Source organism: Cupriavidus sp. FW305-26, assembly GCF_058787975.1.
Genome location: NZ_JBYTAH010000004.1, coordinates 14,641 through 34,652, shown reverse-complemented (window position 1 = coordinate 34,652; position 20,012 = coordinate 14,641). Strand labels below are relative to the sequence as shown.

The 20,012-nt window shown below is 65.7% G+C and carries 15 protein-coding genes; 7 read left to right on the top strand and 8 right to left on the bottom strand.

The genetic code is table 11. The features are described from left to right. Positions 1–8: 8 nt before the first annotated feature. Entirely contained in the window at positions 9–2,090 is a 2,082-nt protein-coding gene (locus tag AC3WQZ_RS04220) for a 3-hydroxyacyl-CoA dehydrogenase NAD-binding domain-containing protein (protein WP_010810046.1), read from the bottom strand. Positions 2,091–2,579: 489 nt separating this feature from the next. Between AC3WQZ_RS04220 and AC3WQZ_RS04215 the strand changes: the two genes are divergently transcribed. Beyond that, the gene (locus tag AC3WQZ_RS04215; RefSeq protein WP_492293353.1) at positions 2,580–4,169 is read left to right on the top strand and encodes an amino acid permease; all 1,590 of its coding nucleotides are present in this window, start codon (positions 2,580–2,582) and stop codon (positions 4,167–4,169) included. Here AC3WQZ_RS04215 and AC3WQZ_RS04210 read toward each other — a convergent pair. The 6 genes from AC3WQZ_RS04210 to AC3WQZ_RS04185 form a co-directional block, all read right to left on the bottom strand. Next, positions 4,144–4,857, bottom strand: a complete 714-nt coding sequence (locus tag AC3WQZ_RS04210; protein ID WP_011615132.1) for an ABC transporter ATP-binding protein — start codon at positions 4,855–4,857, stop codon at positions 4,144–4,146. The genes AC3WQZ_RS04215 and AC3WQZ_RS04210 overlap by 26 nt on opposite strands. Continuing rightward, a complete protein-coding gene (locus AC3WQZ_RS04205) occupies positions 4,857–5,630 on the bottom strand; it encodes an ABC transporter ATP-binding protein (RefSeq protein ID WP_010810049.1) in 774 nt (257 codons plus the stop codon). The genes AC3WQZ_RS04210 and AC3WQZ_RS04205 overlap by 1 nt, the downstream gene beginning before the upstream one ends. Continuing rightward, positions 5,627–6,940 (bottom strand): branched-chain amino acid ABC transporter permease, encoded by a 1,314-nt coding sequence (locus AC3WQZ_RS04200; RefSeq protein WP_010810050.1) that lies wholly within the window; start codon positions 6,938–6,940, stop codon positions 5,627–5,629. The genes AC3WQZ_RS04205 and AC3WQZ_RS04200 overlap by 4 nt, the downstream gene beginning before the upstream one ends. Positions 6,941–6,944: 4 nt before the next feature. Next, positions 6,945–7,892, bottom strand: a complete 948-nt coding sequence (locus AC3WQZ_RS04195; RefSeq protein WP_010810051.1) for a branched-chain amino acid ABC transporter permease — start codon at positions 7,890–7,892, stop codon at positions 6,945–6,947. Positions 7,893–8,082: 190 nt separating this feature from the next. Beyond that, on the bottom strand, positions 8,083–9,333 hold the full coding sequence (locus tag AC3WQZ_RS04190; protein ID WP_010810052.1) for a branched-chain amino acid ABC transporter substrate-binding protein: 1,251 nt from the start codon (positions 9,331–9,333) through the stop codon (positions 8,083–8,085). A 139-nt stretch (positions 9,334–9,472) separates the two neighbouring features. After that, a complete protein-coding gene (locus AC3WQZ_RS04185; RefSeq protein WP_492300061.1) occupies positions 9,473–11,098 on the bottom strand; it encodes a 3-(methylthio)propionyl-CoA ligase in 1,626 nt (541 codons plus the stop codon). 458 nt (positions 11,099–11,556) lie between these two features. Here AC3WQZ_RS04185 and AC3WQZ_RS04180 point away from each other — a divergent pair, with 458 nt between their 5' ends. The 6 genes from AC3WQZ_RS04180 (at position 11,557) to AC3WQZ_RS04155 (ending at position 15,783) form a co-directional block, all read left to right on the top strand. After that, entirely contained in the window at positions 11,557–13,128 is a 1,572-nt protein-coding gene (locus tag AC3WQZ_RS04180; RefSeq protein WP_011615130.1) for a protein adenylyltransferase SelO, read from the top strand. Between the two features lie 116 nt (positions 13,129–13,244). Then, entirely contained in the window at positions 13,245–13,709 is a 465-nt protein-coding gene (msrB, locus tag AC3WQZ_RS04175; RefSeq protein ID WP_010810055.1) for a peptide-methionine (R)-S-oxide reductase MsrB, read from the top strand. Between the two features lie 38 nt (positions 13,710–13,747). Continuing rightward, entirely contained in the window at positions 13,748–14,287 is a 540-nt protein-coding gene (locus tag AC3WQZ_RS04170) for a septation protein A (protein ID WP_010810056.1), read from the top strand. Between the two features lie 40 nt (positions 14,288–14,327). Then, a complete protein-coding gene (locus AC3WQZ_RS04165; RefSeq protein ID WP_010810057.1) occupies positions 14,328–14,642 on the top strand; it encodes a BolA family protein in 315 nt (104 codons plus the stop codon). A 4-nt stretch (positions 14,643–14,646) separates the two neighbouring features. Continuing rightward, positions 14,647–15,441, top strand: coding sequence for a peptidylprolyl isomerase (locus AC3WQZ_RS04160; protein WP_010810058.1), 795 nt, complete (start codon positions 14,647–14,649; stop codon positions 15,439–15,441). Positions 15,442–15,483: 42 nt separating this feature from the next. Beyond that, positions 15,484–15,783, top strand: coding sequence for a hypothetical protein (locus AC3WQZ_RS04155; RefSeq protein WP_010810059.1), 300 nt, complete (start codon positions 15,484–15,486; stop codon positions 15,781–15,783). Between the two features lie 95 nt (positions 15,784–15,878). On the opposite strand, the gene purL is transcribed toward AC3WQZ_RS04155, so the two are convergent. Continuing rightward, positions 15,879–19,925 (bottom strand): phosphoribosylformylglycinamidine synthase, encoded by a 4,047-nt coding sequence (purL, locus tag AC3WQZ_RS04150; protein ID WP_492300059.1) that lies wholly within the window; start codon positions 19,923–19,925, stop codon positions 15,879–15,881. Positions 19,926–20,012: the final 87 nt, after the last annotated feature.

Sequence of the window (20,012 nt, the reverse complement as noted above, 5' to 3'; positions counted from 1 at the left end):
TGGCGGTATTAACCGTTGAAGCCCTTGCCTTCGTCCGCCAGCTTCTGCAGCAGCGGCGCGACCTGCCACGCTTCACCGTGGTAGCCCTTGGCGTAGCGCTTCATCGACAGCGCCACGTTGTACAGGCCGACCTGGTCCGCGTACAGCATCGGGCCGCCGCGGAACAGCGGGAAGCCGTAGCCGGTCAGGTACACCATGTCGATATCCGAGGCCTTGGAAGCAATGCCTTCCTCCAGGATCCTGGCGCCTTCGTTGACCAGCGCGAACACCAGGCGCTCGACGATCTCTTCGTCAGAGATCTTGCGGCGCGTGATGCCCAGGTCCTTCGAGTGCTGCACGATCATGTCGTTGACCTGCTGGTTCGGGTACGGCTTGCGGTCGCCCGCCTTGTAGTCGTACCAGCCCGCGCCGGTCTTCTGGCCGAAGCGGCCCATCTCGCACAGCAGGTCGGCGGTCTTGGAATACTGGATCTCCGGCTTGTCCACCGCGCGGCGCTTGCGGATGGCCCAGCCGATGTCGTTGCCGGCCAGGTCGCCCATGCGGAACGGGCCCATGGCAAAGCCGAACTTCTCGATGGCCTTGTCGACCTGCTCCGGCAGCGCGCCTTCGTCCAGCAGGTAGCCAGCCTGGCGGCTGTACTGCTCGATCATGCGGTTGCCGATAAAGCCGTCGCAAACGCCCGACACCACCGCGGTCTTCTTGATCTTCTTGCCGACCTGCATGACCGTGGCCAGCACGTCCTTGCCGGTCTTCTCGCCGCGGACCACTTCCAGCAGCTTCATCACATTGGCCGGGCTGAAGAAATGCATGCCGACCACGTCCTGCGGACGCTTGGTGAACGAGGCGATCTTGTTGACGTCCAGCGTGGAGGTGTTCGAGGCCAGGATCGCGCCTTGCTTGGCGACTTCATCCAGCTTCTTGAACACGGTCTCCTTGACGCCCATCTCTTCGAACACGGCCTCGATGATCAGGTCGGCGTCCTTGAGGTCGTCATAGGACAGCGTGGTACTGAGCAGGCCCATGCGCTGCTCGACCTTCTCTTGCGTGAGCTTGCCCTTCTTGGCGCTGTTCTCGTAGTTCTTGCGGATGATGCCGACGCCGCGGTCGAGCGCTTCCTGCTTGGTTTCCAGGATGGTGACCGGGATGCCCGCGTTGAGGAAGTTCATGCTGATGCCGCCGCCCATGGTGCCGGCGCCGATCACGGCGACCTTCTCGATCTTGCGGGTCGGCGTGCCTTCGGGCACATCGGGGATCTTGCTGGCGGCACGCTCGCCAAAGAAGGCGTGGCGCAGCGCGCGCGATTCCGGCGTGGTGACCAGGTAGAGGAAGCCCTCGCGCTCTTGCTTCAGGCCCTGTTCGAACGGCTTGAGCGAGCCGGCCACCGCTTCCAGGCACTTCAGCGGCGCCGGGAAGTTCTTGGCCATCGCGGCCACGGTATTGCGGGCAAAGCCCAGGTAGCCTTCGGGGTTCTCGTGGCGCACCTTCAGGTCGCGCACCTTCGGATGCGGGCCGGTGGCGGCGCCAACGTTCTGCGCGAACTTGACCGCGGCGGGCAGCACGTCACCGTCGACGATTTCATCGAACAGCTTGGTGCCGGCAAACTTCTCGGACAGCACCGGGGTGCCCGACACGATCATATTGGCCGCGGCCTCCAGGCCGATCACGCGCGGCAGGCGCTGCGTGCCGCCGGCGCCCGGCAGCAGGCCCAGCTTCACTTCCGGCAGCGCGATCTGGGCGCCCTTGGACGCCACGCGGTAGTTGCAGCCCAGCGCCAGCTCCAGGCCGCCACCCATGGCGACCGAGTGCACGGCGGCCACGACCGGCTTGGACGAGCCTTCCAGCACGCGGATCACCGAGTGCAGCGTCGGCTCCTGCATGGCCTTGGGCGTATTGAATTCACGGATGTCGGCGCCGCCCGAGAAAGCCTTGCCAGCGCCGGTGATGACGATGGCCTTGACGGCGGCATCGTCCAGCGCACGGGTCATGCCTTCGACGATGCCAAGCCGGGTGCTGTGACCCAGGCCGTTGACAGGGGGATTGTCGAGCGTGATGACGGCTACGCCGTCCTGAACCTGATACTGCGCTGTCATGCTGGTTCCTTTGGTGTCAAAAGTTGTCTCGGGATTCGAATTCTCGAATTCAATTTTTACTGCACGGCGCGGCCGGCAGCGGCCGGCGACTGCTGCGGGAGGCTGCCGTCATGAGCGGGTAAACCCTCCGCCCGACCTGCCGCTTTCCCGCGTCCCGCAACGCCTTCCGGCGCCTGGGCGAAACAAGCATACACAAAATAGCACGGTCGTTCAATTTTAATTTTCGGACTTTTCCGGCGACATGCGCGGCGCTAATGCCGCCCCTGACCGCGATGCATGGCGGGGCGCCTGACGCGGTGCCAAATCGTCCCGCCATGGCGGATAAAGCACTTGCCGAGTGCGACTAAGTGCCGCCTCTAAACCAGTATCGGACTTTATTTGGCCGACACGGACAAATCGCGCGGGCCGACCCTGTAAACTCGCGGCTTTTCGTTTTTTGCCGTCCGGGTTCCACAAGATGCCGGATCGGCGGAAGGTCCAGCGACCCTGATGTCTTCCCCCTCACATTCCCACGCCCACGAGCACCAGCACCCGGTGGTCGAGCACGACCACCTCAAGCGCAGGCTCAAGGCCCGCCACCTGAGCATGATTGCCATCGGCGGCGCGGTCGGCACCGGGCTGTTCGTGGCCTCGGGCGCCTCGATCGCGCAGGCCGGCCCCGGCGGCGCGCTGCTGATGTATATGCTGCTCGGGCTGATGGTCTATTGTCTGATGACCAGCCTGGGCGAGCTGGCGGTGCATATGCCGGTGGCCGGCTCCTTCGTCACCTACAGCGCGCTCTATGTCGACGAAGGCTTCGGCTTCGCGCTGGGCTGGAACTACTGGTTCAGCCTGGCGGTGACCATCGCCGTGGAACTGACCGCGGCGCAGCTGGTGATGCAGTACTGGTTCCCCGAAATGCCCGGCGTGGTCTGGAGCGCCGCGTTCCTGCTGCTGATGTTCGGGCTCAATGCGTTCTCGGTGCGCGGCTTCGGCGAGGCCGAGTACTGGTTCGCGCTGATCAAGGTGGTGACCGTGATCGTGTTCCTGGGCGTGGGCCTGCTGATGATCTTCGGCATCATGAAAGGCGGCCCGCAGTCTGGCTGGCACAACTTCACCATGGGTGACGCGCCCTTTGTCGGCGGCATCCCGGCCATGATCGGCGTGGCGATGATCGCGGGCTTCTCCTTCCAGGGCACGGAAACGGTGGGCGTGGCCGCCGGCGAAGCGGAGAACCCGGCCAGGACCATCCCGCGCGCGATCCGGCAGACCTTCTGGCGCATCCTGCTGTTCTATGTGGTCGCGATCCTGATCATCGGGGTGCTGATTCCCTATACCGATCCCAGCCTGCTGCGCAACGACGTCACCGACGTGGGCGTGAGTCCGTTTGCACTGGTGTTCCGCCACGCTGGCCTGGCCTTTGCTGCGGGGCTGATGAACGCGGTGGTGCTGACCGCGCTGCTCTCGGCCGGCACCTCCAGCATGTATGTATCGACCCGGATCCTCTACGGCCTCGCCGTCAGCGGCCGCGCGCCGCGCGCGTTCGGCAAGCTGACCGTGAGCGGCGTGCCGTTCAATGCGCTGCTGGCCACCACCGCCGTGGGCGCGCTGTGTTTCTTCAGTTCGCTGTTCGGGGACAAGGCGGTCTACCTGTGGCTGCTCAACACCTCGGCCATGACCGGCTTCTTTGCCTGGCTGGGCATTGCCATCAGCCATTACCGCTTCCGTCGCGGGCTGGTGCACCAGGGCTATGACGTTGGCATGCTGGCCTACCGCTCGCCGCTCTATCCCTTCGGCCCCATTTTTACCGTGGTGCTGTGCGTGGTGATCGTGGCCGGGCAGAACTACCAGGCGTTTGCGGATATTCCGAACCGGTGGCCGGAGATCGTGGCGACCTATATCGGCGTGCCGGCGTTCCTGGCGCTGTGGTGGGGGTACCGGGCGGTGAAGAAGTCGCGGCTGATCGACTATGAGGATATGCCGTTTGACTTGCCAAAGCCGGCGGTTTTCGGCCCTCTCCCGCAAGCGGGAGAGGGAGCACACAGTTGGCAAGGGGAGCGCACAGTGGCCGAAGTCATACCTCCAGCCACTCCTTCCTGATCTGCGAGTTGGCCTTCAGTTCCGCGGGCGTCCCCTCGAACACAATATGCCCGTGCCCCATCACGTAGACGCGCTGGGAAATATCCAGCGCGATCGCCAGCTTCTGCTCGATCAGCAGCACGGAAATACCCCGCTCCTTCAGCGTCTTCAGGTAGTCCCCGACCAGGGCCACGATCATCGGCGCCAGGCCTTCGGTCGGTTCGTCGATCAGCACCAGGTCGGGGTCGCCCATCAGCGTGCGGCACAACGTCAGCATCTGCTGCTCGCCGCCGGAGAGCACGCCGGCCGAGGTGTTCTCGCGCTCCTTCAGCCGCGGGAACATGTTGAACATGTCCTCGACGGTCCAGCGCGGCCTGGCCTGCCGTGGGTTGCGCTTCTCGCCCAGCAGCAAGTTCTGCCGCACGGTCAGCGTCGGAAAGATATCCCGGTTCTCCGGCACATAGCCGATCCCGAGGTGCGCGATCTCGAAGGTGCGCCGCCCCAGGATCTCTTCGTCGCGAAACCGCACCGAGCCCTCGGCCTTGACCATGCCGAGGATGGCCTTGGCCATGGTCGAGCGCCCCACCCCGTTGCGGCCCAGCAGCGCGACGATCTCGCCTTCGTCGATATGCGCGTCCACGCCGTGGAGGATATGGCTCTTGCCGTAGTAGGCGTGCAGGCCCTGGACGTTCAGCATGCGCTTGCCCATCAGTGCGCTCCTTCGGTGGCTTCCTCGTCGAGGGTTGTGCCCAGGTAGGCTTCCTTGACCTTGCGGTTGTTGCGGATGGCCTGCGGGGTGTCCGTGGCGATCACTTCGCCGTAGACCAGCACAGAGATGCGGTCGGCCAGGCCGAATACCACGCTCATGTCGTGCTCCACCATCACCAGCGTCTTGCCGACGGTGACCTTGCGGATCAGCTCCACCGCGTGATCGGACTCGGAGCGGCTCATGCCCGCGGTGGGCTCGTCCAGCAGGATCACCTCGGCGCCGCCGGCGATGGTGATGCCGATCTCCAGCGCACGCTGCTCGGCATAGGTCAGCAGGCCCGCCTGGCTGTCGCGGCGGTGCTGCATGCCGATCAGCTCCAGCACCTCCTCCGCGCGCTCGCGCGTGTCGCGCAGGCCCTTGAGCCGGTGCCAGAACGAATACTTGTAGCCGAGCGACCACAGCACCGCGCAGCGCAGGTTCTCGAACACCGACAGCCGATGGAAGATGTTGGTGATCTGGAAGCTGCGCGACAGCCCCATGCGGTTGATCACGAACGGCTGCAGCCCGCCGATCTCCGCGCCATTGAGCCGCACGGTCCCGCTGCTCGGCGCAAACCGGCCGGAAATCAGGTTGAAGGTCGTCGACTTCCCTGCGCCATTGGGCCCGATCAGCGCATGGCGCTCGCCCTTCGGGATGCTCAGGTTCACGCCGCGGATGATTTCCGTCTGGCCGAACTTCTTGCGTACATCGGTCAGTTCCAGTGCCGCTGTCATGGCCTGCCTCCTGCGATTTCCATCTGTACCTTGTCCCACGCGCTGCGCACCCGCGCCGCCGCCAGCCGCCACGCGAACAGGCCAGCCGCCCACAGCGCGGCCGCCGCCAGCCATGGCGTCCAGGTCGCGGCATCGAAGCCGACGCCGAACAGCGACATCGTGGTGCCGTTGGCGCTGTCGACCTGCACCTTGTAGACCAGCTCGACCGTCAGGATCATGGCCAGCAGCAGCACCACGGCGGCGCCGCCGGCACGCGCGTAGGACGGCAGCATGCGGCCCAGCTTGCCCTTGCCCAGCAGCGGCACCTGCATCAGCAGCAGGCTGGCCAGCCCGCCCGGCACGAACATCACCATCAGCACGAAGAACAGGCCCAGGTACAGCAGCCAGGCCTTGGTCAGGTCCGACAGCGCCACCGCGAACAGCACGAACACCACCGCGCCGATGATGGGCCCGAAGAACACGCCCGCGCCACCGATGAACACCGCCAGCAGCACGCCGCCGGAGCGCACCGCGCTGACGTTCTCGGCCGAGACGATCTCGAAGTTGATGGCGCCCAGCGCCCCGGCGATACCGGCGAAGAATGCCGACAGGATCAGCACCAGGTAGCGCACGCGCTGGGTGTTGTAGCCGATGAACTCGACCCGCTCGGGGTTGTCGCGCACGGCGTTGGCGATGCGGCCCAGCGGCGTCTGCGTCCAGGCGTACATCGCCACCATCGACAGCAGGCACCACGCCGCGATCAGGTAGTAGACCTGGCGCCCGGGCCCGAAGGTGATGCCCAGGAACGGATCGCCGACCACGCGGTTGGTGGAGATGCCACCCTCGCCGCCGAAGAACTCCGGAAACATCAGCGAGCTGGCGAACACCATCTCGCCGATGCCCATGGTGATCATGGCAAAGGTGGTGCCGGACTTCTTGGTGGTGACGTAGCCGAAGATCACGCCGAAGAAGGCGCCGGCCAGGCCGCCCACCAGCGGCAGCATCGACACCGGCAGCCAGACCTTGCCCGCCCCGACCATGTTCAGCACATGCACGGCGATAAACGCGCCCAGGCCGGAGTAGACCGCGTGGCCGAACGACAGCATGCCGGTCTGCCCGAGCAGCATGTTGTACGACAGCGCAAAAATGATCATGATGCCCATCTGCGACATCAGCGTGATGGCGAAGCCCCCGGTGAAGATCAGCGGCAGCACCAGCATGACCAGCACGGTCAGGCTCCAGATGATCCAGCGCGCCAGGTTCAGCGGGCGGTAGCGCAGGGTGCGGCCGGTCACCACCGGCTCGCGGGGTTGTTGCATCGCTTGCTCCATGGTGTCAGCTCTCCCGGGTTCCCATCAGTCCACGCGGGCGGAAGATCAGCATCACCACCAGCAGCAGGTACGGCAGCACCGGCGCCACCTGGGCGACCGTGAGCTTCCACAAGGAATAGAACGGCGTGGCCTCGCTGACCGCCAGCCCCAGGCTGGTCATCAGGCCCGCCAGCGAGGCGTCGATGGTGACCGCGAAGGTCTGCAGCACGCCGATCAGGATCGACGCAATGAAGGCGCCCACCAGCGATCCCATGCCGCCCACCACCGCCACCACGAACACGATCGACCCGACCGCCGCGGCCATCGATGGCTCGGTGACAAAGGCATTGCCGCCGATCACTCCCGCCAGCCCGGCCAGCGCGGCGCCGCCGCCAAACACCATCATGAACACGCGCGGCACGTTGTGGCCCAGCGCCTCGACCATTTCCGGGTGCGTCAGCGCGGCCTGGATCACCAGCCCGATGCGGGTACGCGTCAGCACCAGGTAGATCGCCACCAGCATGCCCAGCGACACCAGCATCATGAAGGCGCGGTACTTGGGGAAGGACGAGGTGAACACCGTGAACAGCGGCCCGTCCAGCTCCGCGGGGATCCGGTACGGCACCGCCGCCAGGCCCCACACCAGCTTGACGCCCTCTTCCATCAGGTAGGCCAGGCCGAAGGTGAACAGCAGCTCGGCCACGTGGCCGTACTTGTGCACCGTGCGCAGGCCGAAGCGCTCCACCAGCGCGCCCGCGCCGGCCACCAGCAGCGGCGCGAAGATCAGCGCCGGCCAGAACCCGACCTTGCTGGCGATGGTGTAGGCGAAGTAGGCGCCCAGCATGTAGAAGCTGGCATGGGCAAAGTTGAGCACGCCCATCATGCTGAAGATCAGCGTAAGGCCCGATGACAGCATGAACAGCAGCAGCCCGTAGCTGATGCCGTTCAGCAGTGAGATGACGAAGAATTCCACAGCGTGTCCTTCAAGCTGGCGCCGCCATGCGTGGGCATGCCGGCGTCCGTCCGGTTGGATTGAGGGTGAGCGTCCCCCTCCGGGGGCGGTTGCCCGCCCCGGACGCTCCCCGGTATCGACCGAAAAAGACTGAAAGTATGCAGGATCGGGCGGCCACTTTGTCAGCGTGGCCGGCCCGTCACGGACAGGATCAGCCGGGCCGCTTCATCTGGCAGGAGGTCGGCTGGGCCGACACGTACTGGTCCATCAGCGCGTTGGTCTTCCAGCCGTAGCCGGTGTTTTCCTGGTCGTACTTGATTTCCTTGCCATCCACCTTGGTCCAGGTGGCGACCACCAGCGGCTGCTGCGCCTGGTGGTCCGAGTTGCGCATCTCGACCGTGCCGTTCATGCTGTCGACCTTGATGCCCTCGAGCGCCTTGGCAACCTTGATCGGATCGGTCGAGCCGGTGTCCTTGAAGGCCTTGGACAGCATGGCAATGCCGGTGTAGGAGGCCATCACGTAGAAGTCGTCGTTGTACTTCTTCTTGAAGCCCTCGATGACATCAGCCCCCTTGAACCCCTTGTTGTTGGGGTTGTAGTAGCCGACATACTTGACGTGCTCGGCACCGGTGGCGCCCATCGCCGTGGGCACGCCGGTGGTGCCGGCGTAGTAGGTGTAGTAGTTGGTGGTCAGGCCGGCATCCTTGCCCGCCTTGATCAGCAGCGCCAGGTCGCTGCCCCAGTTGCCGGTGATCACGGTATCGGCGCCGGAGGCCTTGATCTTGGCCGCGTACGGGGCAAAGTCCTTGACCTGGGCCAGCGGGTGCAGGTCTTCACCGACGATCTGGATGTCCGGGCGCTTGCGCTTCAGGTAGTCCTTGGCGGCGCGCGCCACCTGGTGGCCGAACGAGTAGTTCTGGTTGATCAGGTAGACCTTCTTGACGTTCGGGTCCTTGGCCAGGAAGGTGGTCAGCGCCTCCATCTTCATGTCCGAGTTGGCGTCGAGCCGGAAATGCCAGAAGTTGCATTTGGAATTGGTCATGTCCGGGTCCACCGCGGCGTAGTTCAGGTAGACGATTTCCTTGCCCGGATTGCGCTCGTTGTGCTTGGCCACCGCGTCCTGCAGCGCCAGCCCGACCGACGAGCCGTTGCCCTGCACGATATAGCGGATGCCCTGGTCGACCGCCTGCTTGAGGATGGTCAGGCTTTCCTGCGGCGACAGCTTGTTGTCGAAACCCACCACCTCGAACTTGTGCGCGCCGGCCCAGTTCTTCTGGTTGGCGATGTCGGCGACATACTGCCAGCTCTTGAGCTGGTTCTGCCCAACGGGAGCCATCAGCCCCGATAGCGGGTCAATGAAGGCAATCTTCACCGTATCCGCGAGTGCGGTACCTGAAACCAGCGCAGAACCCAGTGCGGCAAACACGGCCACACCGGCCACCAGCGGACGCATTTTGGTCATACCTGTCTCCTTCACTCTTGTCGTTGGCTTGTCGTCGAATTTGGCTGGCTGCGCGGCGTCCTCCATGCCACGCCTTGCAGCCGCCCCGAACACGCCATGCCGCAAGCAGGCATGGCGCACCGGAAAGCGCGTGCCGGCGTCAGGCAGTCGGCAGCTTGTAGTCCTTGAACTGCTCGCGCAGCTTGAGCTTCTGCATCTTGCCGGTGGCGGTCAGCGGGATCTCGGTGACAAAGGCCACGTCGTCCGGGATCCACCACTTGGCGACCTTGCCATCGAAGAACTGCAGCAGTTCTTCGCGGGTGACTTCGGCGCCGGGCTTCTTCACCACCACCAGCAGCGGGCGTTCATCCCACTTGGGGTGGTAGGCCGAGATGCAGGCCGCCATATGCACCGCGGGGTGCGCGACGGCGACGTTCTCGATATCGATCGACGAGATCCATTCGCCGCCGGACTTGATCACGTCCTTGCTGCGGTCGGTGATCTGCATGAAGCCATCGGCGTCGATGGTGGCCACGTCGCCGGTCGGGAACCAGCCGTCGGCCAGGGGGCTGGTGCCATTGCGGTAATACTGCTCGATGACCCATGGGCCGCGCACCATCAGGTCGCCGAAGGCCTTGCCGTCCCACGGCAGCTCCTTGCCTTCGCCGTCGACAATCTTCATGTCCACACCGAAGATCACGCGGCCCTGTTTTTCCTGGATTTTGTGGCGATCCGCGTCAGAGAGAGCGTCGTGCCTGGCTAGCAGCTTGCACGCCGTGCCAAGTGGTGACATCTCGGTCATGCCCCAGGCATGGATCACTTCGACGTTCAGCGCCTCGAACGCACGGGTCATCGCGGGCGGCACAGCCGAGCCGCCGATCACGGTGCGACGGAAGCTGGAGAACTTCAGCTTGTTCGACTGCACGTGCTGGAGCAGGCCGAGCCACACCGTCGGCACGCCGGCGGAGAAGGTCACCTTTTCCTGCTCGAACAGTTCATAGATCGACGCCCCGTCCAGCTTGGCACCGGGCAGCACCAGCTTGGCGCCGACCAGCGGCACCGAGTACGGCAGGCCCCAGGCATTGACGTGGAACATCGGCACCACGGGCAGGATCACGTCGCTGGCGGAGCAGCCCAGCGCGTCGGGCAGTGCCGACGCGTACGAGTGCAGCACCGTCGAGCGGTGCGAGTACAGCGCGCCCTTGGGGTTGCCGGTGGTGCCCGAGGTGTAGCACAGGCTCGACGCCAGATTCTCGTCGAACTGCGGCCATTCGTAGTCGCCGTCCTGCGCGTCGACCAGCTCCTCGTAGCACAGCAGCGGCACCTTGGAATCGGCCGGCATATGCGCGCGGTCGGTCATCGCCACCCAGCCCCTGACGTTGGGGCAATGCGGCGCCACGCCTTCCACCAGCGGCAGGAAGGTCAGGTCGAAGAAGACATAGCCGTCTTCCGCATGGTTGACGATATAGGCAATCTGCTCGGGAAACAGGCGCGGGTTGATGGTATGGCAGACGGCGCCCATGCCGGACACGCCGTAGTAGATCTCGAGGTGGCGGTAGCCGTTCCAGGCCAGCGTGCCGACGCGCTCGCCCTGCTTCACGCCCAGTGCGCCGAGCGCCTGCGCCAGCTTGCGGGCGCGCAGTTCGCAATCGCGGTACGTGTAGCGATGCAGGTCGCCCTCCGTGCGCCGCGAGACGATCTCGGTGCTGCCGTAATAACGCGCGGCGTGTTTGATGATGGAGGAAATGAGCAGCGGCGCGCTCATCATTTGACCCATCAATGCCATGAACCTGCCTCCTGAAAGTCTTGTGTGATTCGCCTGAAAACGAACAACCGTACTATTTTTTGTCGGTCGTTTCCATGCACCAAATCGGCGTCCGGCCGATCTCGTTGTGCACTGCCGTACTGTTGTTGTGTATTGCCGTCGGGGTTGCCGCCGGCATTGCCATCGAATTCGGGGCCGCAATTCTGCGAAAAGCCCATGCACCGGATTCATGTGCGCACTGAAGGAGGAAAATAACCGTGCGGTGCATGGCGGCATTAACTCGGTCGAGCGGTCGAGTGCCGTTGAGGACGTACAATACTGCGTGGCATGTTGCACCTCAACATGTCGTTTTCCCTAGCCACCACCGCATTTTCGTGCCCCCGGCATGCCGCGCCGCACCGCCTTTTACGCGGTTCGCCGCACATGGGCGAGCGCACGGAATTCGCACCGCCCCTTGCGCCCCGAGGCGCCCCTACGCGATGCCAGACACGCCCCAGTCACAAGCTCCGCAGCCCTCCGACGCAGCCACGCCGGCAACGCTGTCCGCGCCCTGGCGCACCGCGCCCGGCTTTGCCGAACTCGGCGCGCAGTTCTTCACGCGGCTGCGCCCGACGCCGCTGCCAGCGCCCTACCTGGTGGGGGTGGCGCCGGCCGCTGCGGCCCTGCTCGGCTGGGATGCCGGCATCGGCAGCCAGCAGGACTTCATCGAGACCTTTATCGGCAACCAGGTGCCGGACTGGGCCGACCCGCTCGCCACGGTCTATTCCGGGCACCAGTTCGGGGTCTGGGCTGGCCAGCTCGGCGACGGCCGCGCCATCCGCCTGGCGCAGGCCGAGACCGCCACCGGCCCGTGGGAAATCCAGCTCAAGGGCGCGGGCCTGACGCCCTACTCGCGCATGGCCGATGGCCGCGCGGTGCTGCGCTCGTCGATCCGCGAGTACCTCTGCTCCGAAGCCATGGCCGCACTGGGCGTGCCGACCACGCGCGCGCTGTCTATCATGGGCTCGGACGCGCCGGTGCGGCGCGAGACCATCGAAACCTCCGCGGTGGTGACCAGGCTGTCGCCGACCTTTATCCGCTTCGGGCACTTCGAGCATTTCGCCGCGCACGACGACGTCGCCGCGCTGCGCAAGCTGGCGGATTTCGTCATCGACAACTTCATGCCCGCGTGCCGCGACGACGCCCAGCCCTACCAGGCGCTGCTGCGCGAGGTCTCGCTGCGCACCGCCGACCTGATCGCGCACTGGCAGGCGGTGGGCTTCTGCCACGGCGTGATGAACACCGACAATATGTCGATCCTGGGCCTGACCATCGACTACGGCCCATTTGGCTTCCTCGACGCGTTCGACGCCAACCATATCTGCAACCACTCCGACACGCAGGGCCGCTACGCCTACAGCCAGCAGCCGCAGGTGGCATTCTGGAACCTGCACTGCCTGGCGCAGGCGCTGCTGCCGCTGTGGCTGCCGCCAGAGGATGCCGACCAGGAAGGCGCGCGCGACGCTGCCGTGGCAGCCGCGCGCGCGGCGCTGGACCCGTTCCGCGACCGCTATGCCGCGGCATTCTTCCGCCACTACCGCGCCAAGCTGGGCCTGCGCCCGCCCGCCGGCGGCGATGACAAGAGCGATGAGCCGCTGCTGACCAGCCTGTTCCAGCTGCTGCACGGCCAGCGCGTGGACTACACGCTGTTCTGGCGCAAGCTGTGCGGCATTTCGTCCACCGATGCCTCGCGCGACGCGCCGGTGCGCGACCTGTTCCTGGACCGCGCCGCCTTCGACGCATGGGTGGCCGACTATCGCGTGCGCCTGCGCGCCGAGCAGTCGCACGATGCCGCGCGCGAACTGGAAATGCTGGCAGTCAACCCCAAGTACGTGCTGCGCAACCACCTGGCCGAAACCGCGATCCGGCACGCACGCGAGAAGGACTTCACCGAAGTGGACCGCCTGCTGGCAGTGCTGTCGCGCCCCTTCGACGAGCAGCCGGAAGCAGAGCACTACGCGGCGCTGCCGCCGGACTGGGCCTCCGGCCTGGAAGTCAGTTGCTCGTCGTGACGTCATGTGATCCGTGCCCTGCACGCCGGCGCCTGCCGGTGTAAGGTTCGCGCAGTTCGCACGACCAATGCCTTAACTGAGGAACCCATCCGAGGAAGCCCTGCGAGGACAAGACCATGACCACCACCAAGACCGACGCCGAGTGGCGTGAACAACTCTCCGACATCGAATACCGCGTGACCCGCGAGGCCGCCACCGAGCGCCCGTTCACCGGCCGCTACTGGGACCACTGGGACAACGGCATCTACCACTGCGTGGGCTGCGGCACGCCGCTGTTCGAATCCGCCACCAAGTTCGATGCCGGCTGCGGCTGGCCCAGCTATTTCCGCGCCATCAACGGCGAGGTGATTGCCGAGCACGTCGACCACAGCCACGGCATGACGCGGGTGGAGGTACGCTGCAAGGAATGCGGCAGCCATCTCGGCCATGTCTTCGAGGATGGCCCCGCCCCGACCGGCCTGCGCTATTGCATCAACTCGGCTGCGCTAAAATTCGATGATCGCGACCCGGCACAGCGTGCGGCGGATGATGCCCACGCCGCCGGCAGCGACGACAACCCCCGGCGCGACCCGCAGCGCTGAATGCTCCGGCAAGCACGCCGGACACAACCTGGTACCGCATGAAATTCCTGTTCGACCTGTTCCCGGTCATCCTGTTTTTTGCCGCCTTCAAGCTGGCTGACATCTACACCGCCACCGCCGTGGCCATTGGCGCCACCGTGCTGCAGATCGGCTGGGTCTGGTTCCGCCACCGCAAGGTCGAGCCGATGCAGTGGGTCAGCCTGCTGATCATCGCGGTGTTCGGCGGTGCCACGCTGGTGCTGCACAACGAGACCTTCATCAAGTGGAAGCCGACCGTGCTCTACTGGATGTTCGCGGTGGGGCTGCTGGGCTCGGTGATCGGCTGGCGCAAGAACCTGATCCGCGCCATGATGGAAAAACAGGTGACCCTGCCCGACCCGGTGTGGGCGCGCCTGAACGCCGCCTGGGCCGGCTTCTTTGCCGCCATGGGCGTGCTGAACCTGTACGTGGCCTACCAGTTCTCGACCGAGGCCTGGGTCAACTTCAAGCTGTTCGGCAGCATGGGGCTGATGCTGGTGTTCATCGTCGCCCAGAGTGTCTGGCTGTCGCGCCACATGCCCGAGAACAGCCAGGACTGACGGCCCCGCCCCCGCACCCCCGAATCGAAGGAAACCATTGATGGCAGCCGATCCCGCCACTATCGAGGCGATGCTGCGCGAAGCGCTCGCCCCCAGCCACCTGGCCGTGCGCGACGACAGCGCGCTGCACGCCGGACATGCCGGCGCCGCATCCGGCGGCGGACATTACGACGTGACAATCGTCAGCGAGCGCTTTACGGGTCACAGCCGGGTTGCGCGACACCGCATGGTGTATGATGCGCTGCGCGGTCTGTTCCCCGCGCAGATCCACGCACTTGCCGTGACTGCGTTCACCGACCAAGAGTACCAATCCCGCGCATCATCACGCGATTCTTCCAGCAACTCTCAGACCTGATTCCATGAAGACCACCGTCCTCTCGTTCAGCCTGGCGGCTGTGCTTGCTGCCGGCAGCCTGCCGGCCATCGCCCAGAATGCCGCCGTCGTGAATGGCAAGGCCATTTCATCGGCAAAGCTGGACAAGTTGATCGCCGGCACCGGCCAGCCCGACAACCCGGAGCTGCGCTCGCGCGCGCGCAACATGCTGATCGACCGCGAACTGCTCGTGCAGGAAGCCAACAAGCGCGGCCTGACCCAGCGCGACGACGTGCAGGAACAACTGGAACAGGCCCGCCTGAACGTGCTGGCCGGCGCAGTGTTCGAAGACTACGTTAAGACCCACGGCGCCAGCGACGCCGAGCTGCGCAAGCAGTACGACAAGATCAAGTCGCAGTTCGGCAACGGCAAGGAATACCACGCCCGCCATATCCTGGTGGAAAAGGAAGCCGACGCCAAGGCGATCATCGCCAAGATCAAGGGCGGCGCCAAGTTCGAGGACATGGCCAAGGCCTCGTCCAAGGACCCGGGCTCGGCCGCCAACGGCGGCGACCTGGACTGGGCCAACAGCAGCAGCTACGTCCCTGAGTTCTCGGCTGCCATGACCGGCCTGAAAAAGGGCCAGCTGACCGATACCCCGGTCAAGACCCAGTTCGGCTGGCATATCATCGAACTGGTCGACGTGCGCGACGCCAAGATCCCGTCGTTCGAAGAGGTCAAACCGCAGCTCACGCAGATGCTGATGGGGGACCAGAACTGGCAGCGCGAGCAGTTCCAGGCCATGATGAAGTCACTCAAGGACAAGGCCAAGATCCAGTAAGGCACGGTCCGGTCGCCCCCGCCGGTCCTGCAAGATTCAAGGATGCAGCGCGTGGAGTCGACTGGCCGCTACTGGCAACTCTGGCATCTCTCGTCCCGGGGCATGTGCTATTGCGCACTGGCCTGGGCGACCCTGGACGGCGCCGCCCCCGGCTGGCGCCAGCTCCACCCCTATCTCCCGTTGCGTGACCGTTACGCGCCCGAGAAGATCCTGCACGCCGTGGTGGCTTACAAGGAGGCTCGCGGCGAGATCAGGGCGCCCCCTGGTTTTGAAGCCGGGCGGATGCTGACTTATGCCTATGCGTCGTGGAGTTCACGCCTGCTCCCTCCGCTTGCCGGCTGAAACCTGCCTTCACCGGCGCAGCGAAAAACTAAAAAGCCACCGGCGCTGCCGGTGGCTCTTGGTTGGGACGAAGGGCGCAGGCCCTGGGCTGATACTTACCCCACCCACTTCCGCGCATTGCGGAACATCCGCATCCACGGGCTGCCGCCGTCGGCAACCTGCTTCCACGCATCCGGCGCCCAGCTCATGGTCGCGGCACGGAACACGCGCTCCGGGTGCGGCATCAGCACCGTGAAGCGGCCATCGACGGTGGTCACCGAGGTAATCCCGTCGGGCGAGCCGTTGGGGTTGAGCGGATAGGTCTGCGTGACCGCACCGTAGTTGTCGACAAAGCGCAGCGCCACGTGGGCCTGGTCGATATTGCCCTGCTGCGAGAAGTCGGCAAACCCTTCGCCGTGGGCAACCACGATCGGAATGCGGCTGCCTTCCATGCCGGCGAAGAAGATCGACGGCGACGACTGCACCTCGACCGTGACAAAGCGCGCCTCGTACTGCTCCGACTGGTTGCGCGTGAACTTCGGCCAGGCGCCTGCGCCCGGGATGATCGGGGCCAGGTTGCTCATCATCTGGCAGCCGTTGCAAACGCCCAGCGCAAAAGTGTCCTGGCGGTTGAAGAAGGCAGCGAACTGCTCGGCCATCTGCGCGTTGAACAGGATGGTCTTGGCCCAGCCCTCGCCCGCGCCCAGCACGTCGCCGTAGCTGAAGCCGCCGCACGCGACAAAGCCGCTGAAGTCGGCCAGATTGGCGCGGCCTGCGATCAGGTCGCTCATGTGCACGTCGTGCGTATCGAAGCCGGCGCGATCCATGCTGTACGCCATCTCGATCTGCGAGTTGACGCCCTGCTCGCGCAGGATCGCCACGCGCGGGCGGGCGCCGGTGGCGATGAACGGCGCGGCGATGTCTTCGGCCGCATCGAAGGTCAGCACCGGGCTGATGCCGGGGTCGGCGGCGTCGAGCAGGCGGTCGTATTCGCTGTCGGCGCAGGCCGGGTTGTCGCGCAGGCGCGCGATGCGCCAGCTGACTTCGCTCCAGTTGCGCTGCAGGTCGGTGCGCGAGGCGCCGAAGACCTTCTTGGCATCGCGATAGACCTCGATCTGGTCGGTCGCGTTGGGCTTGCCCACCACATGGCTGCAGGCCGACAGGCCGGCTTCGCGCAGCACGGCAAAGACCGTGTCGCGGTCTTCCATGCGCACCTGCACCACCGCGCCGAGCTCTTCCGAGAACAGCGCGCGCAAGGTCTGGTCGTTGCGGCGCTCGGCGATCTGCTGCGCCCAGTTCTTGGCGTCGCCGTAGTCCTGCTCCTGCTGCGGGTCCAGCGCCAGCATGTCGACGTTGAGCGAGATGCCGCAGTGGCCGGCAAAGGCCATTTCCGCCAGCGCGGCCATGAAGCCGCCATCCGAGCGGTCGTGATAGGCCAGCAGCTTGCCTTCGCGGTTCAGGCGCTGGATCACGTTGAAGAAGTTCTTCAGGTCTTCGGCGTTATCGACGTCGGGGGCGCTGTCGCCGACCTGCTGCGTCACCTGCGCCAGGATGCTGCCGGCCATGCGGTTCTTGCCACGGCCCAGGTCGACGGCGATCAGCACGGTGTCGCCGGCGTCGGTGCGCAGTTGCGGGGTCAGCGTGCGATTGACGTCGTCCACCGCGGCAAAGGCCGAGATGATCAGCGACACCGGCGCGACCACTTCCTTGTTGACGCCGTCGTCCTGCCACTTGGTGCGCATCGACAGCGAATCCTTGCCGACCGGGATGCTGATGCCAAGCGCCGGGCACAGTTCCATGCCGACGGCGTGCACGGTGTCATACAGCTTCGCGTCTTCGCCTTCCACGCCGCAGGCCGCCATCCAGTTGGCCGACAGCTTGACCTTGCCCAGGTCCTTGACCGGCGCGGCGGCCAGGTTGGTCAGCGCCTCGCCGATCGCCATGCGGCCGGAGGCCGGCGCATTGATCACGGCCAGCGGGGTGCGCTCACCCATGGTCATCGCTTCGCCGGCCTTGCCCTGGTAGTCGAGCGTGGTCACGGCCACGTCGGCAACCGGCACCTGCCACGGGCCGACCATCTGGTCGCGCGCGTTCATGCCGCCCACGGTACGGTCGCCAATGCTGATCAGGAACGACTTGTTGGCCACGGTCGGATGGCGCAGCACGTCGCGCACCGCCTGCTCCAGACTGATGCCGGTCACGTCCACCGCCGGCAGTTCCTGCTCGACGCGCTTGACGTCGCGATGCATGCGCGGCGGCTTGCCCAGCAGCACGTCCATCGGCATGTCGACGGCGTAGTGCTCCTTGAGCGCGGCGTCGACGCTGGCGTCGACCAGTTGCAGCTGCTTTTCTTCCGTGGCAATGCCAACCACCGCGAACGGCGAGCGCTCGCGCTGGCACATGGCCTGGAATTGCGGGAAGCTGTCCGGCGCGATCGCCAGCACATAGCGTTCCTGCGACTCGTTGCACCAGATCTCGGCCGGCGACAGGCCGGACTCTTCCAGGTGCACCTGGCGCAGGTCGAAGCGTGCCCCGCGGTCGGCGCCGTCCACCAGTTCGGGGAAGGCGTTGGAGATGCCGCCCGCGCCGACGTCATGGATCGACAGGATCGGGTTGGCGTCGCCGAGCTGCCAGCAGGCGTTGATCACTTCCTGCGCGCGGCGCTCCATCTCGGGGTTGCCGCGCTGGACCGAATCGAAGTCCAGATCGGCGGTGTTGGTGCCGGTCGCCATCGAGCTGGCGGCGCCGCCGCCCATGCCGATGCGCATGCCCGGGCCGCCCAGCTGGATCAGCAGCGTGCCGGCCGGCAGCGGGTTCTTGTGCGTGTGCGCGGCGTCGATATTGCCGATCCCGCCCGCGATCATGATCGGCTTGTGGTAGCCGCGCACGGTGCCGCCGACGTTCTGCTCGTAGACGCGGAAATAGCCGCCCAGGTTGGCACGGCCGAATTCGTTGTTGAAGGCGGCGCCGCCGAGCGGGCCGTCGATCATGATCTGCAGCGGCGAGGCGATGCGGTCCGGCTTGCCGGTCACGCCGGGCTTGTCTTCCGGGTTGCGGTGCGCCACCGGCTGGGCGGCGTCGCGGTCGTTTTCCCAGGACTCGACGGCCTCGGGCAGCATCAGGTTGGACACCGTGAAGCCGGTCAGGCCGGCCTTGGGCTTGGCGCCGCGGCCGGTCGCGCCCTCGTCGCGGATTTCACCGCCGGCGCCGGTGGAGGCACCCGGGAACGGCGAGATCGCGGTCGGGTGGTTGTGCGTCTCCACCTTCATCAGCGTGTGGGTCAGCGCCTCGTGGCGGCCGTACTTGTGGTCATCGCCGCGCGGGAACCAGCGCTCGGCCACGTCCCCCTCCATCACCGCCGAGTTGTCCGAGTAGGCCACGATCGAGCCTTGCGGATTGAGCTGGTGCGTATTGCGGATCATCGCGAACAGCGACTTGTCCTGCTGCACGCCGTCGATGGTCCAGGTGGCGTTGAAGATCTTGTGGCGGCAGTGCTCGCTGTTGGCCTGCGCGAACATCATCAGCTCGACGTCGGTCGGGTTGCGCTCCAGCTTGCCGTAGGCATCGACCAGGTAGTCGATCTCGTCCTCGGACAGCGCCAGGCCCATCTCGACATTGGCCGCGGCCAGCGCGCTGCGCCCGGCCGAGATGTCGATAAAGCGCAGCGGCTTGGCCGGCAGTTCCTGGAACAGGCCGGCGGCATCGTCACGCGAGGCGACCACGGTCTCGGTCATGCGGTCGAACAGGTGCGCGGCGACGGCGGCGCGGGTATCCGCGTCCAGCGTCTTGCGGCCGCGCAGCAGGCCCTTCTTGCAGATGACCGTGATTTCGATACCGCGCTCGATGCGGTGGATATGCGTGAGGCCGCAGTTATGGGCGATGTCGGTGGCCTTGCTGGCCCATGGCGAGATCGTGCCGAAGCGCGGGATCACCACGAAGCGGTCGCCGTCGGGCTGATCGGCAAACGGTGCGCCGTAGGTCAGCAGCGCCGCCACGCGGGACTGCTCTTCGGCCGACAGCGGCGTCTGTGCGTCGACAAAGTGCAGGAACTGGCCATGCACCGATTCAATATCGGCGTCGATCTGCCGCAGGGCGGTGAGCAGGCGTTGCTGACGGAAGGCGGAAAGCGCCAAAGCGCCGGGGAAGCACGAGAAATGCGCCATGATCGTAGCGGTCGGGAGGCGGTGAGGTAGGGGCTGCTGCTTAGCCGGCACCGCTGCATGGGGTGCCGACTGGCGGGAAACCGCTAT

Excerpts from the sequence above, each read along its gene's own strand:
- AC3WQZ_RS04220 (WP_010810046.1), bottom strand. The coding sequence starts at position 2,090 with ATGACAGCGCAGTATCAGGTTCAGGACGGCGTAGCCGTCATCACGCTC.
- AC3WQZ_RS04215 (WP_492293353.1), top strand. The coding sequence starts at position 2,580 with ATGTCTTCCCCCTCACATTCCCACGCCCACGAGCACCAGCACCCGGTG.
- AC3WQZ_RS04210 (WP_011615132.1), bottom strand. The coding sequence starts at position 4,857 with ATGGGCAAGCGCATGCTGAACGTCCAGGGCCTGCACGCCTACTACGGC.
- AC3WQZ_RS04205 (WP_010810049.1), bottom strand. The coding sequence starts at position 5,630 with ATGACAGCGGCACTGGAACTGACCGATGTACGCAAGAAGTTCGGCCAG.
- AC3WQZ_RS04200 (WP_010810050.1), bottom strand. The coding sequence starts at position 6,940 with ATGGAGCAAGCGATGCAACAACCCCGCGAGCCGGTGGTGACCGGCCGC.
- AC3WQZ_RS04190 (WP_010810052.1), bottom strand. The coding sequence starts at position 9,333 with ATGACCAAAATGCGTCCGCTGGTGGCCGGTGTGGCCGTGTTTGCCGCA.
- AC3WQZ_RS04185 (WP_492300061.1), bottom strand. The coding sequence starts at position 11,098 with ATGGCATTGATGGGTCAAATGATGAGCGCGCCGCTGCTCATTTCCTCC.
- AC3WQZ_RS04180 (WP_011615130.1), top strand. The coding sequence starts at position 11,557 with ATGCCAGACACGCCCCAGTCACAAGCTCCGCAGCCCTCCGACGCAGCC.
- msrB (WP_010810055.1), top strand. The coding sequence starts at position 13,245 with ATGACCACCACCAAGACCGACGCCGAGTGGCGTGAACAACTCTCCGAC.
- AC3WQZ_RS04170 (WP_010810056.1), top strand. The coding sequence starts at position 13,748 with ATGAAATTCCTGTTCGACCTGTTCCCGGTCATCCTGTTTTTTGCCGCC.
- AC3WQZ_RS04165 (WP_010810057.1), top strand. The coding sequence starts at position 14,328 with ATGGCAGCCGATCCCGCCACTATCGAGGCGATGCTGCGCGAAGCGCTC.
- AC3WQZ_RS04160 (WP_010810058.1), top strand. The coding sequence starts at position 14,647 with ATGAAGACCACCGTCCTCTCGTTCAGCCTGGCGGCTGTGCTTGCTGCC.
- AC3WQZ_RS04155 (WP_010810059.1), top strand. The coding sequence starts at position 15,484 with ATGCAGCGCGTGGAGTCGACTGGCCGCTACTGGCAACTCTGGCATCTC.
- purL (WP_492300059.1), bottom strand. The coding sequence starts at position 19,925 with ATGGCGCATTTCTCGTGCTTCCCCGGCGCTTTGGCGCTTTCCGCCTTC.